The following is a 14,249-nucleotide window of genomic DNA, read 5'->3' as shown; positions in this document are numbered from 1 at the left end:
GGGCGCCTGGGCCACTGAAGGCCCGGCGCCCCCTTAAGGGGTGCGGGTGTTACAGCTGCACCTCGACGATGCCGTCGGTGACCCGGGTGCTGAATGCTGCCAGGCGCAGGCCCGGTGTGGTGAAGCATTCGCCGGTCTCAAGGTCGTAGACCTCCTTGTGCAGGGGGGAGGCGATGGTGGGCCGCGTCCCCTTTGAGCCCAGGATGCCGCGCGCCATGACGTGGGCTCCGGTGGCCGGGTCCTCGTGTGCCACGGCGAAGACTTCACTGGGGCCGGTGCGGAACAGCGCCACCTGCCGGCCTGCCACCAGTGCGGCCTCGCCCCAGGCTGGTTCGAGGTCCTCCACCGCGCAGACACGGTGCCAGCCGGTGTGGAATCCAGCGATGTCAGATTCGGCGGCGAGCGCCCCAAGTTCCAGTGTTGCCGTCATGTCCGGCTCCTTTCCCTGTGCCTGTTGTCCTTGCACGGCTGCTTTTGCGGCCGTTTCCAACGCTAGGGTCCGGGTGTTTCAACGGGGTGCGGTGAATGTGTCCGGCGCGTAAAAGAGACCTAACCCGCCCGGAAATGCGCTCGTGATGCAGAAGTTAAGTTGGCGAAACAAATGGGAAACTGAAGCGAAACTGCGTCTCCCTAGTCTGGATGGACAGCTCGTCAGAGAAGGCTGCAGGAAAACTGCCTGCGGCCCATGCGAAAGGCCCATCAGTGACCGAACAGACTTCAAGCACAGAGACTCCGCGCCGCATCGTCGTCGCCGGCGGCGGCCCCGCGGCCCACCGTTTTGCGGACGCAATGCATGCCCGCGGCCTCGATGGCTGGCATGTCACGGTCCTCACCGAGGAAGTCCACCTCCCCTATGACCGGGTGGCGCTGTCCAAAGCCCTCACCGACAACGACGTCGACCTGACGCTCGGCACGGCGTACATGTGGGACCACGCCGGCCTGGACCTGAAGACCAGCGAGCGCGTCGTAAAGATCAACGCCGAAGCGAAGACGGTGGAAACCGCCGCCGGCAACAGCTACCCCTACGACGAACTCGTAGTCGCCACCGGCTCGAATGCGGCCCGCCTGCCCATCCCCGGCGCGGAGCACACGCACGTCTACCGCACGCTTGAAGACGTCTGGGCCATCAACAAGGCCATCGCGGAGCTCACGGAGAAGCTCGGCCGCAAGGTCAACGCCGTCACTATCGGCGGCGGGCTCCTGGGCCTCGAGTCAGCTGCCGGCACCGAGCAGCTCGGCGCCAACCCGATCGTCATCGACGGTTCCCAGTGGCTGATGGCCACCCAGCTCGACGAGGGCGCGGGCCAGGCCATGGGCAGGCTCATCAAATCCAAGGGTTTCGAAGTCCACGGCGGGGTCTTTCCCTCGGAGGTACTTTCCGACGACGACGGCCAGGTCACCGGGGTGCTGATGGCCGACGGCCGCGTCATCGACGCCGACATCGTGATCGTCGCCATCGGCGTCCGTCCCCGCGATGAACTCTTCCGCGCCGCCGAGGGCGAGGAACAGGTATTCAGCCTGGGTCCCCGCGGCGGCGTGGTCATCAACGACTACTGCGAAACCGAAGTGCCCGGCATCTGGGCCATCGGTGAAGTGGCCAACTACGGCGGCATGTGCCTGGGCCTGGTGGCGCCGGCCAACACCATGGCGGAGATCGTGGCCGACCGGCTGCACGGCGGGGACGCCACCTTCCCGGGCTTCGACACCGCCACCAAGCTCAAGCTGTCCGGTGTGGACGTGGCCAGCTTCGGTGACGCGTTCGCCAAGACCGAGCACGCCCTGGAAATCGTCTATGCCGACCCGGCCCGCGGCGTCTACCAGAAGATCGTGACCACGGATGACGCCAAGACCCTCCTGGGCGGCATCTTCGTCGGCGATGCCTCCCCTTACATGAGCCTGCGCCCGCTCCTGGGCCGCGAGCTCCCGGCCGAACCGGGCGCCTTCCTGAGCGCGGCCGGCGGTGGCGAGGCGCCGGAGACCGAACTGCCGGATGACGCCACGCTGTGCTCCTGCAACAACGTCACGGCCGGAACCATCCGTGACACCATCAACGCCTGCGGCGCCTGCGAGGGCAACGCCCCGGTCCAGGAACTGGGCGAGTTGAAGGGCTGCACCCGGGCCGGCACCCAGTGCGGCTCCTGCGTCCCCATGCTGAAGAAGCTGCTGGAAACCGAGCTGACCAAGTCCGGTGTGGAGGTCTCCAAGGCCCTCTGCGAGCATATCGAACTGTCCCGCCAGGAACTGTTCGACGCCATCCGCGTCCTGGGGCTGACCTCCTTCGAAGAGATCATGGCCAAGTACGGCACCGGCGCCGGCTGCGACATCTGCAAGCCGACGATCGCCAACATCCTGGCCAGCCAGAACAGCGCCTACGTCCTGGACGCCGGCCGCGGCACCCTGCAGGACACCAACGACCGCGCCCTGGCCAACATGCAGAAGGACGGCACCTACTCGGTGGTCCCCCGCATCGCCGGCGGTGAGATCACCCCCAAGAAGCTGGGCGTCATTGCGGCCGTGGCCGAGAAGTACGGCCTGTACACCAAGATCACCGGCGGCCAGCGCATCGACATGTTCGGCGCCCGGCTGGAGCAGCTGCCGGAGATCTGGAAGGAACTGGTGGACGCCGGCTTCGAGTCCGGCCAGGCCTACGGCAAGAGCCTGCGGACCGTGAAGTCCTGCGTCGGTTCCACCTGGTGCCGCTTCGGCGTCCAGGATTCGGTGGCCATGGCCATCAAGCTGGAACTGCGCTACCGCGGCCTGCGCAGCCCGCACAAGCTCAAGATGGGTGTTTCCGGCTGTGCCCGCGAATGCGCAGAGGCGCGCGGCAAGGACGTGGGCGTGATCGCCACGGCCGACGGCTGGAACCTGTACGTGGGCGGCAACGGCGGAGCCACCCCGGCCCACGCCCAGCTCCTGGCCAAGGACCTGGACGACGAAACCCTGATCAAGTACATCGACCGCTACTTCATGTACTACATCCGCACCGCGGACCGCCTGCAGCGCACGGCCCGCTGGCAGGAGGAGCTCGACGGCGGCATCAAGCACGTTGAGGACGTGGTGGTGAAGGACACCCTGGGCATCGCCGAGGACCTTGAGGCCGCCATGGCCAAGCACGTGGACACGTACGTGGATGAATGGGCAGACACCCTCAAGGACCCCGAACGCCTGCGCCGGTTCCGCTCCTTCGTCAATGCCCCCGACCAGAAGGACGACTCCATCACCTTCGTCCCGGACGAGCGCGGCCAGATGCGCCCCGCCACTCCGGAGGAAAAAGGCAAGGTCCTGATCGGGGCTTCCATCCCGGTCCGCTCCGCCACCACGGAAACCCCTGGAAACGAGGCATAGCCATGCAGCTCAGTATCGACCTCACCGGCCGGAACGTCCTGGTGGCCGGCGCCCCCGACGCCGCGCGGCAGGCGGTGCGGCGGTACCAAGCCGCGGGCGCCGTCGTGCACCGCCTTGGCAGCCCCGAAGAGGCGCGGCTCGTCCACCTGCCGGAGCGGCTGTTCCTGGTCGCCGCCGTCGAGGACGGACAGCCCGGCTGGGACGCCTTCCTGGACCGCTGCCGGAAGACCGGCATCCCGGTCGCGGCCGAGCCTGCTGCGGGACCCGCCGGACACGTCACCCTGGTGGGCGGCGGCCCCGGCACGAGCGACCTGCTCACCGTGGCGGCGGTCAAGGCACTCCGCGATGCCGACGTCGTGTTCTACGACCGACTGGCGCCGTACCAGGAACTGCCGCGGCTGACCTCCGCGGAACTCGTGGACGTCGGAAAGAAGCCTGGCCACCACAAGGTCAGCCAGTCTGACATCGAAAAGCTGATGGTGGAAAGTGCCCTTGCCGGCAACAACGTGGTCCGCCTCAAGGGCGGGGACCCCTACGTCTTTGGCCGCGGCGGCGAGGAAGTTGCCGCCTGCGTGGCAGCCGGCGTCAAAGTGCACGTCATCTCCGGCGTCACCAGCGCCATCTCGGTCCCGGCCGCAGCAGGCATCCCGGTGACCCACCGCGAAGTCAGCCACATGTTCACCGTGGTCTCCGGGCACGCCCCGCTGACGGAGAAGGAGCACCACCACCTGGCCGGTCTGGGCGGCACCATCGTGGTGCTCATGGGCATCGGCACCCTCCACCAGCTGGCGGCAGGCCTGCGCCGCGCCGGGATGCGCCCGGACATGCCCATGGCCGTGGTGGAGCGGGGCTACCGGCCCGGCCAGCGCACCACCATCGCTGACCTCGGCACCATCACCTCCGCCGCTGCCGGCTGCAGCAACCCGGCAGTGCTGGTCATCGGCGAGGTGGTGCGGGTGGCTGAAGCGAACCGTGACCACGCCGGTGCCGCCACAGACCTGGACAGGCTGGCGGCCTCGCTGCTGGGATCATGAAAGGATTGACCCCCATGACTGCACTTGCACCGGCTGAACCAGCCCAGGCCGCACCGACGACGCAGGCCGAAGAAGCCACCGATGCCGCGGAGTCGCCCTTGGAAGGGTTCCGCATCGGCGTCACCTCGGACCGGCGGTCGCGCGACCTGATCGAGGCCCTGGAGCGCCGGGGTGCCGAAGTGCTGCATGCGCCGGCGCTGAAGATCGCCCCCGTCCAGGAGGACATGCGCCTCATCGAGGACACGCGGGCCATCATCGCCGCCAAGCCGGACCTGTGCATCGCCACCACCGCCTACGGCATGCGCCGGTGGTGCGAGGCCGCTGACTCCTTCGGGATCGGCGACGAACTGCTGGAAACGCTGGGAAACTGCCGCATGTTCGTCCGGGGGCCCAAAGCCCGCGGTGCCGTGCGCGCGGCCGGCCTTGCCGACGTCGGCATCAGCAGCGACGAAACCACCGCCACGCTGGTGGACATGCTGCTCACCGAAGGCGTCCGGGGCAAGACCGTCGCCATGCAGCTGCACGGCTACACCGACGTCCGCCAGATTGAACGCCTGCGGATGTCCGGCGCCACGGTCCTCACCGTCACGCCCTACCGGTGGGTCAAGCCCGACGGCGAGGACAGGCTGCCGCGCCTGATCGAGGCCGCCTGCAGCGGGAACCTGGACGTCCTGACCTTCACCAGCGCCCCAGCCGTGGACGCGATGTGGAGCACCGCCCACGAAATGGGCCTGTACAAGCAGCTGGTGGAAAGCCTGAAACTGAACGTCACCACCGCCGTGGTGGGTCCCGTGACGGCACAGCCACTCCTGGACGCGGGCGTGACGCCGCTCATCCCGGAACGTTTCCGCATGGGGGCCCTCATCCGGCTGGTGTGCGAGCACCTGGCCCTGAACCATGTCCGGCGGCTGGACACCCGCTCCGGGAACATCGAGCTTCGCGGCCGCAGCCTGCGGATCGACGGCCAGGCGGTGGAACTGGCACCCGCTCCCCTGCTGCTCCTGCGCGCCCTGCTGGGTGCCGGCGGCGCTGTCCTGTCCCGTGAATCCCTCTCCGACCTGCTGGAACTCCGGGGTTCCGTGCACGCACTGGACATGACGGTCAGCAGGCTGCGTTCGTCACTGCCGGACGGAAAGCTCATTGAAACGGTAGTCAAGCGCGGGTACCGGATCCGCGTCTAAGGATGCCTGGGCCGGCCACTTGTGCGCCGGGAATGCGGATTGTGTCCGCCGGCCGGTGAATGAGAGGTGGGTCACGGGTTCTGTTACCGGCCGGTAAATACTGGCGAACACGGGCCCGGTAAACAGCAATGGATGGGTAACACAACCGAAAAAGCAGGCCCCTACGCTGGGTTTCATCATGAAGTTCCGGCCGGTTCCCGGCCGCCAGCGAAAGGGCCAGCACATGTCCGCTCCGGCACCCTCAACGTCCACCTCCGCCGCAACCCGCATCGTCATCGCCGGCGCCGGCCCCGCCGCCCAGGCCCTGGTGGCCCAACTGGACCGGGCACGGTTCGCCGGCACCATCACCGTGCTGAGCAACCGCGATGACACCCCGGCGGAACTGCTGGAGCTGGCCATGCTCCCCCAGGTCTCCGTCCGCTTTGGCCAGCCGGCCAGCCACATCGATGCTGCCAAGCGCACCGTGGCAACCGCCGACGGCATGGAATTCGCCTACGACCAGCTGGTCATCGCCACCGGTTCGGCTCCCGTGGCCAACCCGGTGGACGGCGCCGCGCAGTGCCTGAGCTACTCCACTATCGATGACGCCCCGCGCATTGCGGACGGAGTGCAGGAAGTCACCCGCGAGCTGGGCCGCCGCCCCGTGGGGATCCTGGTGGGCACCGGGGCAGCGGCAGGGCAGGCCGAAGCGGTACTCCGGGCCAAGGGGGTGCGGCCAATCCGCACCACCGCCCGGCCCGCGGCCATCATCCCCGCGGTCGTTTCCGGAGGGGCCGGTTCCCCCCTCGCCGCCTCCGCCGTGGTCTTTGAAGACGGCAGCAGCATGACCGGCGACCTGGTGGTCCTGGCCGAGGAGCGGGTATCCCGGGACGGCCTCGCCGCCAGCGCGGGCCTGCGGACGGCCGCCGGCGGCGGCATCGAGATCAGCAGGGACTTCCGGACGTCCGTGCCGGGGATCTGGGCGATCGGCGACGCAGCAGCGTTCGACGGCGTGCGGCTGGGGCTGCTGGTGGCCGCCGCGTCGGCGGCAGGTGCCTGTGCCACCCAGTTGCTGACTGCCGCGGCTGCAGCGCCGGTCCTTCAGGCTGCCGCCTGAGCGGCCGCCACCGGCGCCGTGCGCTGTGACAAGATGGTTCCCGAAACCGAGTCAACGCCGGGCCCAAAAGGCCCTTCGAGAGGACCATCATGAGCAACGAAGCCACCGTTCACGCAGGAACCGCTGATCCGGCCGGGACCGCGAACATCGCCTCCTGCATCGACCACACGCTGCTCAAGCCCGAAGCCTCGGAAGCTGACGTGCTGAAGGTCTGCGCGGAGGCAGCCGAGTACCGGTTCAAGTCGGTCTGCGTCAACCCCATCTGGGTCAAGACCGTCACCAAGGCGCTCAAGGGCTCCGGCGTCCTCACCTGTTCCGTGGTGGGCTTTCCGCTGGGGGCCACCCCTACAGACGTGAAGTCGTTCGAGGCCCGCGGCGCCGTGCTGGACGGCGCGGACGAGGTGGACATGGTGATCAACATTGCCGCCGCGAGGGCCGGTGACCAGGGCGCCTTGACCGAGGACATCGCCGCGGTGGCCGAGACGGTGCACGCCGGCGGCGCCATCCTGAAAGTCATCATCGAAACAGCCCTGCTCACGGATGAGCAGAAGGTGCTGGCATGCCGGGCGGCCGTTGAGGCCGGGGCGGACTTCGTGAAAACCTCCACGGGCTTCAACGGTGGCGGCGCCACCGTTGAAGACGTGGCCCTGATGCGCCGCGCGGTGGGCCCTGACCTGGGGGTCAAGGCCTCCGGCGGCGTACGGTCCCTGGCCGACGCGCAGGCTATGATTGCAGCAGGTGCAACACGAATTGGTGCCAGCTCCGGGATTGCCATCGTCAAGGGTGAACAGGGTTCAACCGCTTACTGACCGGACCCGGAAGCGGCCGCAGACCAAGCCCCGCGGGGCCGAGGAGGAACATATGTCCAGCCAGATCAACGCGTCCAGCCGGGACTCGGCGTCGAACCAGGACTCCGTCCGGACCCCGCAGAACGAGAACAACCTCGCCACCAGCGTCATCCTGTTCGCGGTCTGCTTCGTGCTGTTCCTGGGCGCCATCTACTCGCTGTCCTTCCTCAGCCTGGGCAACCCGTGGCCCATGGCCGCCTGCCTGGCCCTGTTTGCGCTGGCCTTCTGGATCCCGCAGACCATCCTGGGCCGGTCCGACTCTGCGGGCGAGCACTAACACCCACTCCATACAGCAAACAACGGACCGGCGGACTTTTCCGCCGGTCCGTTGCTGTTTCCCGCTGAAGGGTGTTGCCTGCTAGAACCAGAGCCTGATCCAGGCGCCCGCGGCAGCCGCCGCACGGCCCCAGTGCTGTTGGGCGATGGCCCAGCCGGCCATGGACATGCCCACCATGGCGTACGCGCTGACCGGGATCAGCACCAGCCACTCCCGCTTGGAACCGGCACGCCCCAGCAGGGGAAGGGACAGGGCGCCGTTGGCCCGCCAGACGTTCCGCAGCAGGGGCAGCCGGCGCAGTATTTTCGGCGGCCGGACCACCAGCGGCCACAGCAGCGGCACTCCTCCGGTGGTGATGAGGTCGCCCACGATGTGCACCACCACCCCGATCAGCATCGAGGTGGGCAGCCAGGTCCACTGCCCCGGCGCGTATACGGTGACCAGGCCCGCCATGACCAGCGCGAAGATCCAGTTGGAGATAAAGCCGCTTTTGGGAAAGAGCTTCAGCGCCTTCGCCGCAATGTTGATCAGGAACATGCACAGCAGCCCGGCCCCCACGGACAGGCGGCCCCAGCCGGTGTCCAGGTGCACCTGCGATGCCAGGCCGGCGAGGAAGACAAAAACCGCGGCACCAAGGATGGAGTGCGTTCCCTGCCGGTGGCCCCCGCTGGCGTTCTCGATGCCGCGCGCAATCACGTTGGACAGCGGCGGCAGCGAGTGGGCCACCGTGCTTGCCCGGTGGTCCCAGTCGCAGACCAGTGCCGTGCCCGCGGTGGCCATGCCGCCGATGAGGATGCCCGTGGGATCCAGCGGGTACCAACCCAGGGTGTAGGGGCCGGTGGACGCAACAGCTACCCACGCCGCGGCTCCAGACGCGGCGTGGTGTCCTCCCATCACGTGCTAGCCGCTGACTGCCGGGGCGGCGAGCGGGGCGTCGGAAAAGATATTCCGGATCACGCCGTTGGCCCATTCCAGGATCTCGGCGTCCTGCAGGTCCCGGCCGCCGATCCGTGCCGTCTTGGGCTTGGGGATGAGGACGGCGTCGAGTGCGGGTTTGGACTGCGATCCCGGGTACATCCGGTTCAGGCGCATGATCTTGGATTCCGGGAGCGAGGCCGGGGAGAACTTGATGAAGTTGCCCTGCAGAGCGACGTCGGACAGGCCGGCTTCGCGCGCACCAACACGGAAGCGTGCCACCGCCACCAGGTTCTGGGCGGCCAGCGGAAGTTCACCGTAGCGGTCAACGAGCTCGGCCTGGACCTCGTCGATGGCCTCATTGGTGATGGCCGCCGCGAGCTTCCGGTAGGCCTCCAGGCGCAGCCGTTCGCCGGGGACATAGTCGTGCGGCAGGTGGGCGTTGACCGGCAGCTCGATCTTCATCTCCGCGGCCTTTTCTTCGGCCTCGCCCCGGTAGTCCGCCACGGCCTCGCCCACCAGCCGGATGTACAGGTCAAAGCCCACTCCCTGGATGTGGCCGGACTGTTCGCCGCCCAGCAGGTTGCCGGCACCGCGGATTTCCAGGTCCTTCATGGCCAGCTGCATGCCGGCGCCCAGTTCGTTGTGCGCGGCCACGGCCTTGAGCCGTTCCAGCGCCACCTCGCCCAGCGGCTTCTCTGACGGATACAGGAAGTAGGCGTAGGCGCGTTCACGGCCACGGCCCACGCGGCCGCGGAGCTGGTGCAGCTGGGACAGGCCGTACTTGTCCGCGCCGTCCACGATCAACGTGTTGGCGTTGGAGATGTCCAGGCCTGTCTCGATGATGGTGGTGCACACCAGCACGTCGAAGCGCCGCTCCCAGAAGTCAACGATGATCTGTTCCAGGCGGCTCTCGGACATCTTGCCGTGCGCCACCTCCACCCGTGCCTCGGGCACCAGCTCGCGGATCCTGGCGGCCGTCCGCTCGATAGTGGACACCCGGTTGTGGACCAGGAACACCTGGCCTTCACGCATCAGCTCGCGGCGGATGGCGGCCGAGGTCTGCTTGTCCGTGTACGGGCCCACGTAGGTCAGCACGGGGTGCCGTTCCTCCGGCGGGGTGGCCAGGGTGGAGGTTTCCCGGATGCCGGTGAGGGACATCTCCAGGGTGCGGGGAATCGGGGTGGCACTCATGGCCAGGACGTCCACGTTGGTGCGCATCTTCTTCAGCGCTTCCTTGTGCTCCACGCCGAACCGCTGTTCCTCGTCCACGATCACCAGGCCCAGGTCCTTGAACTCAAAGTCCTTGGCCAACAGCCGGTGCGTGCCGATCACCACGTCCACGGCACCGCTCTTCACACCCTCCGCCGTCTCCTTCGCTTCCTTGGCGCTCTGGAACCGGGACAACGGCTTCACCCGCAGCGGGAAGCCGGAGAAGCGTTCGGTGAAGGTCTCGTAGTGCTGCTGGGCCAGCAGGGTGGTGGGCACCAGCACCGCCACCTGTTTGCCGTCCTGCACCGCCTTGAAGGCAGCGCGCACCGCGATCTCGGTCTTGCCGTAGCCCACGTCGCCGGACACCAGCCGGTCCATGGGAATCTCCCGCTCCATGTCCGCCTTGACCTCGTTGATGGTGGTCAGCTGGTCCGGCGTCTCCACGTACGGGAAGGCCTCCTCCAGTTCGCGCTGCCAGGGCGTGTCGGGTCCAAACGCGTGGCCACGGGAGGCCATGCGGGCAGAGTACAGCCGGATCAGTTCGCCGGCGATCTCCTTGACGGCTTTGCGGGCCTTGGACTTGGTGCTGGCCCAGTCAGCGCCGCCCATCTTGCTCAGCACGGGGGTGTCGCCGCCCACGTAGCGGGTCACCTGGTCCAGCTGGTCCGTGGGGACGAACAGCCGGTCGCCGGGTGCGCCGCGCTTGGCCGGCGCGTACTCCAGCACCAGGTATTCCCGGACGCCGTCGCCGCCGCCGGCCACCTTGCGCTGGATGAGTTCCACGAACCGGCCAATGCCGTGCTGTTCATGGACCACGTGGTCCCCCGCCACCAGTTGCAGGGGATCGACGGCGTTGCGCCGCTTGGAGGGCATCCTCCGCATGTCCTTGGTGGACCCGGCGGAGGTCCGTCCCAGCAGGTCGGCTTCGGTGAGCAGGCCCAGTTTGAGGCCGTCCAGGACAAAACCACGGCCGACGGCGGCAGTAGTCACCTCGATGATGCCCGGCTGGGGTTCGTGGTCCAGGCTGTCCACCCGGGCACAGGGAATGTCGTTCTCATGGAACAGCTCGGCCAGGCGCTGGGCCGGCCCGGGCCCTTCCGTGGCCACCACGATCCGCCACTGGTCGCGGACGTGCGAACCGATGAACTCCATCATTTCCGCCACGTCGCCCTGGTAGCCCCGCGGCTCCCGGGCATGCAGGTTCAGCACGTCGATCTCGGGCAGCAGCTCCGCGTCCTGCGCCAGTGACGTAATCGACCACCAGGACACGCCGTGCTCCAGCGAGGAGGTGCGCGTTTCCGCCAGGGACCGGAAGCTGGCAGAGTGCAGCGCCGCACTCGCCTGCGAGCTGAGGTCCAAAGGTGCCGCACCGCCGTCGGACGCGGTGGACCATGCCGCTTCGAGGAACTCCTCGTTGGTGGCGGCAAGGTCGTGGGCCCGGGTGCGCACCTTCTCCGGCTCGATCAGCACGGCGATGGAGTCGGCAGGCAGCTGGTCAACGAACGGAACCATCGCATCCACCAGCACCGGCGCCAGGGATTCCATGCCCTCCACGGCGATTCCGCCGGCGATCTTCTCCAGCATGTCCGCGGCGGCCGGAAGCTGGGTCTTCAGCGTGGCGGCGCGGGACATGACGGACGGGGTGATGAGGATTTCCCGGCACGGCGGGGCATGCAGTTCGGTGGGGTGGTGGACGCCCGGGGCGGACAGCGAGCGCTGGTCGGCCACGGCAAACCAGCGCATCTGGTCCACTTCGTCCCCGAAGAACTCCACTCTGATGGGGTGGTCCTCGGTGGGCGGGAAAACGTCGATGATGCCGCCGCGGACGGCGAACTCACCGCGGTGCGTCACCATGTCCACACGGGCGTACGCGGCGTCGGCAAGGCTCTTCACGACGTCGGAGAACGGCACCTCCTGGCCCACCTTCAGCGTGACGGGAACCAGGTCGCCCAGGCCCGCCACCACCGGCTGGACCACGGCGCGGACCGGCGCGACGACGACGCGGAGCCGGCCCGCCGTCGAGCCTTCCGGGTGCGCTGGATTTTCCGGATGGGCCAGGCGGCGCAGCACGGACAAGCGGCGGCCTACGGTGTCCGAGCGCGGCGACAGCCGCTCGTGCGGGAGGGTCTCCCAACTGGGGAACTCGGCCACCGAATCCGCGGGCAGGTAGGCGCGCAGGGCCGCAGTGAGGTCCTCCGCCTCCCGGCCGGTGGCAGTGACGGCCAGCACCACGCCCGGCTCCATACCGCCCGCCTGTTCCGCCTTGGCCGCCAGCCCGTCAGCCATCTCCGCGAGCAGCACCGGACGAAGTCCCGGAGGAGCGCTGATCTGGTAGTCCTGTCCGCGGACGGCGAATCCCCGGGCAGCCTCGGCGCGGACCCGGGCGAACGTCTGGTCCGGCGCCAGGGCACGGCGCAGCCCGTCCAGCGACGGGGCGGCACTGGTCTTGGCGGGCCGGGCCGTGCCTGTCCTGGACGTGCCCGTGCTGGATGTGCCTGTGCTGGATGTGCCGGCGGCGGACTGGCCGGGAAGACTCATGGCAGAAGCTCCTGTGGTGTTCATCGAGGGTCGCAGGCAACGCGAAAACCCGAAATTCGCTGCGAATCCCGGGTACTCCCAGCCTACCGTGCAGGAACGACATGGCAGCGCGGCGCCCACAGGCCTAGGCTGGCAGGGCCGGACAGTTGCCCGTTCGGAGCCCCTTAGTTCGGAGCCAGGCCGCCCGTCCGGACGGGCCGCGGCTCCGAACTACCAAGAACGAAGCCAGGCCGGTACGAACAAGGGCCAGGACCATACAGGAGCCAGCATGACTGCAATGAGCGCCCAGCCAGCACCAAAGACTGTCCTTGTCACCGGGGCCACCGGTTACATCGGCGGCCGCCTGGTGCCCCGGCTTTTGGAAGCAGGCCACACCGTCAAGGTGCTGGTCCGCTCGCCGGACAAGATCGCCGGCGTGCCCTGGCGGGACAAAGTGGACGTGGTGGAAAGCAGCCTGGACGACGGCGACGCCCTCCGCGACGCCCTGGCCGGCGTCGAGGTCTTCTACTACCTGGTGCATTCGATGGCCGCCGGCGCGGGATTCGAAGCCAAGGAAAAGGCCATGGCCAGGACGGCCGCGGATGCTGCAGCGGCCGCGGGGGTCCGCCGGATCGTCTACCTTGGCGGCCTGCACCCCCAGGGGGTGGAGCTGTCCACCCACATGCGGTCACGGGAGGCGGTGGGCAAGGTCTTCCTGGACAGCCCGGTGGACGCCGTGGTGTTCCAGGCAGGCGTGGTGATCGGCTCCGGCTCCGCCTCCTTCGAGATGATCCGGCACCTCTCCGAAACGCTGCCCCTGATGCCGGCTCCCAGCTGGGTGCGCAACAGGATCGAAGCCATCGCCGTGCGTGATGTCCTCTACTACCTGGTGTCCGCAGCGTCGCTGGAGGGCCCCATCAACCGCACCTTCGACATCGGCTGCCGGCAGGTGCTGACCTACGCGGGGATGATGCAGGAGTACGCCGCCGAAGCGGGCCTGCCCTACCGGGTGGTGCTGGCGCTGCCGGTACCGGCACCCAAGCTGGCAGGCATGTGGGTGGCCCTGACAACACCCATCCCGCTCTCCATGGCCGTGCCGCTGGTCCAGTCCCTGCAGCATGACGCGGTGGCCAACGAGCACGACATCGACCAGTACATTCCCCAGCCCGACGGCGGCCTGACCCCCTACCGCACGGCGGTGGCCCTGGCGCTGGGAAAGGAGCGGGACGGCCAGGTGGAGACCACCTGGGCCAACGCCGGTGCCGACTCCGATCCGCTTCCCAGCGACCCCGATTGGTCGGGGCACAAGGTGTACATCGACGAGCGGACCTTCCACGGCGATGTGGACCCGGCCCACGTCTGGACGATCATCGAGGGCATCGGCGGGCGCAACGGCTGGTATTCCCTGCCCCTGGCCTGGCAGGTCCGCGGCTGGCTGGACAAACTGACCGGCGGCGCGGGCCTGCTGCGTGGCCGGCGGCACCCGCACACCCTGGCCATCGGCGAAGTGGTGGACTGGTGGCGGGTGGAGCAGATCGACCGGGGCAGGCTCCTGCGGCTGCGGGCCGAGATGCGGGCGCCGGGACGGGCCTGGCTTGAGCTTTCCGTGGAGCCCGACGGCGCGGGCAGCCGCTACCGGCAGCGCGCCATCTTCTTCCCCAAGGGATTGAGCGGACGGCTCTATTGGCTCGCCGTGCTTCCGTTCCACAGCCTGATCTTCCCGGCCATGGCCCGGAACATCACCGCTGCCGCCCAGAAACTTGCCGATGCGGAGCCCTCGCCGGTCACCCCGTAGGATGTTGGAGGCGTAAATCCTTTCCCCAA

10 protein-coding genes are annotated in these 14,249 nt (G+C 68.4%); 7 read left to right on the top strand and 3 right to left on the bottom strand.

Annotated elements, in window-relative coordinates:
* Nucleotides 1-49: 49 nt before the first annotated feature.
* The gene (gene nirD, locus ACEN9K_RS07755; protein ID WP_018770113.1) at nucleotides 50-430 is read right to left on the bottom strand and encodes a nitrite reductase small subunit NirD; all 381 of its coding nucleotides are present in this window, start codon (nucleotides 428-430) and stop codon (nucleotides 50-52) included.
* A 272-nt stretch (nucleotides 431-702) separates the two neighbouring features.
* On the opposite strand from nirD, the gene nirB reads away from it, so the two are divergent.
* From nirB to ACEN9K_RS07725, 6 genes are all read left to right on the top strand, one after another.
* Nucleotides 703-3,345: a nitrite reductase large subunit NirB gene (gene nirB / locus ACEN9K_RS07750; RefSeq protein ID WP_495635493.1), complete on the top strand. Its 2,643-nt coding sequence runs from the start codon at nucleotides 703-705 to the stop codon at nucleotides 3,343-3,345.
* Nucleotides 3,346-3,347: 2 nt separating this feature from the next.
* The gene (gene cobA / locus ACEN9K_RS07745) at nucleotides 3,348-4,379 is read left to right on the top strand and encodes a uroporphyrinogen-III C-methyltransferase (protein ID WP_495635492.1); all 1,032 of its coding nucleotides are present in this window, start codon (nucleotides 3,348-3,350) and stop codon (nucleotides 4,377-4,379) included.
* Nucleotides 4,380-4,393: 14 nt separating this feature from the next.
* Nucleotides 4,394-5,560: a uroporphyrinogen-III synthase gene (locus ACEN9K_RS07740; RefSeq protein ID WP_018770116.1), complete on the top strand. Its 1,167-nt coding sequence runs from the start codon at nucleotides 4,394-4,396 to the stop codon at nucleotides 5,558-5,560.
* Nucleotides 5,561-5,783: 223 nt separating this feature from the next.
* Entirely contained in the window at nucleotides 5,784-6,656 is an 873-nt protein-coding gene (locus ACEN9K_RS07735; protein ID WP_026265906.1) for an FAD-dependent oxidoreductase, read from the top strand.
* A gap of 89 nt (nucleotides 6,657-6,745) precedes the next feature.
* Complete coding sequence (gene deoC, locus ACEN9K_RS07730) at nucleotides 6,746-7,465, top strand: deoxyribose-phosphate aldolase (protein ID WP_056393529.1); 720 nt, start codon at nucleotides 6,746-6,748, stop codon at nucleotides 7,463-7,465.
* 52 nt (nucleotides 7,466-7,517) lie between these two features.
* Entirely contained in the window at nucleotides 7,518-7,781 is a 264-nt protein-coding gene (locus ACEN9K_RS07725) for a hypothetical protein (protein ID WP_018770119.1), read from the top strand.
* A gap of 81 nt (nucleotides 7,782-7,862) precedes the next feature.
* Here ACEN9K_RS07725 and ACEN9K_RS07720 read toward each other — a convergent pair whose 3' ends face one another.
* The gene (locus ACEN9K_RS07720; RefSeq protein ID WP_018770120.1) at nucleotides 7,863-8,675 is read right to left on the bottom strand and encodes a metal-dependent hydrolase; all 813 of its coding nucleotides are present in this window, start codon (nucleotides 8,673-8,675) and stop codon (nucleotides 7,863-7,865) included.
* 6 nt (nucleotides 8,676-8,681) lie between these two features.
* Complete coding sequence (gene mfd / locus ACEN9K_RS07715; RefSeq protein WP_495635491.1) at nucleotides 8,682-12,446, bottom strand: transcription-repair coupling factor; 3,765 nt, start codon at nucleotides 12,444-12,446, stop codon at nucleotides 8,682-8,684.
* 268 nt (nucleotides 12,447-12,714) lie between these two features.
* Here mfd and ACEN9K_RS07710 point away from each other — a divergent pair, with 268 nt between their 5' ends.
* The gene (locus tag ACEN9K_RS07710) at nucleotides 12,715-14,220 is read left to right on the top strand and encodes an SDR family oxidoreductase (protein ID WP_056393527.1); all 1,506 of its coding nucleotides are present in this window, start codon (nucleotides 12,715-12,717) and stop codon (nucleotides 14,218-14,220) included.
* The last annotated feature ends 29 nt before the right edge of the window (nucleotides 14,221-14,249 follow it).

This window comes from Pseudarthrobacter sp. Pseusp20 (assembly GCF_059492155.1).
This window is presented reverse-complemented; position numbering and strand designations above follow the sequence as displayed.

Bases quoted from the DNA above. Each gene is read 5' to 3' on its own strand.
- nirD (WP_018770113.1), bottom strand. From the start codon at position 430: ATGACGGCAACACTGGAACTTGGGGCGCTCGCCGCCGAATCTGACATC.
- cobA (WP_495635492.1), top strand. From the start codon at position 3,348: ATGCAGCTCAGTATCGACCTCACCGGCCGGAACGTCCTGGTGGCCGGC.
- ACEN9K_RS07740 (WP_018770116.1), top strand. From the start codon at position 4,394: ATGACTGCACTTGCACCGGCTGAACCAGCCCAGGCCGCACCGACGACG.
- ACEN9K_RS07735 (WP_026265906.1), top strand. From the start codon at position 5,784: ATGTCCGCTCCGGCACCCTCAACGTCCACCTCCGCCGCAACCCGCATC.
- deoC (WP_056393529.1), top strand. From the start codon at position 6,746: ATGAGCAACGAAGCCACCGTTCACGCAGGAACCGCTGATCCGGCCGGG.
- ACEN9K_RS07725 (WP_018770119.1), top strand. From the start codon at position 7,518: ATGTCCAGCCAGATCAACGCGTCCAGCCGGGACTCGGCGTCGAACCAG.
- ACEN9K_RS07720 (WP_018770120.1), bottom strand. From the start codon at position 8,675: ATGGGAGGACACCACGCCGCGTCTGGAGCCGCGGCGTGGGTAGCTGTT.
- mfd (WP_495635491.1), bottom strand. From the start codon at position 12,446: ATGAGTCTTCCCGGCCAGTCCGCCGCCGGCACATCCAGCACAGGCACA.
- ACEN9K_RS07710 (WP_056393527.1), top strand. From the start codon at position 12,715: ATGACTGCAATGAGCGCCCAGCCAGCACCAAAGACTGTCCTTGTCACC.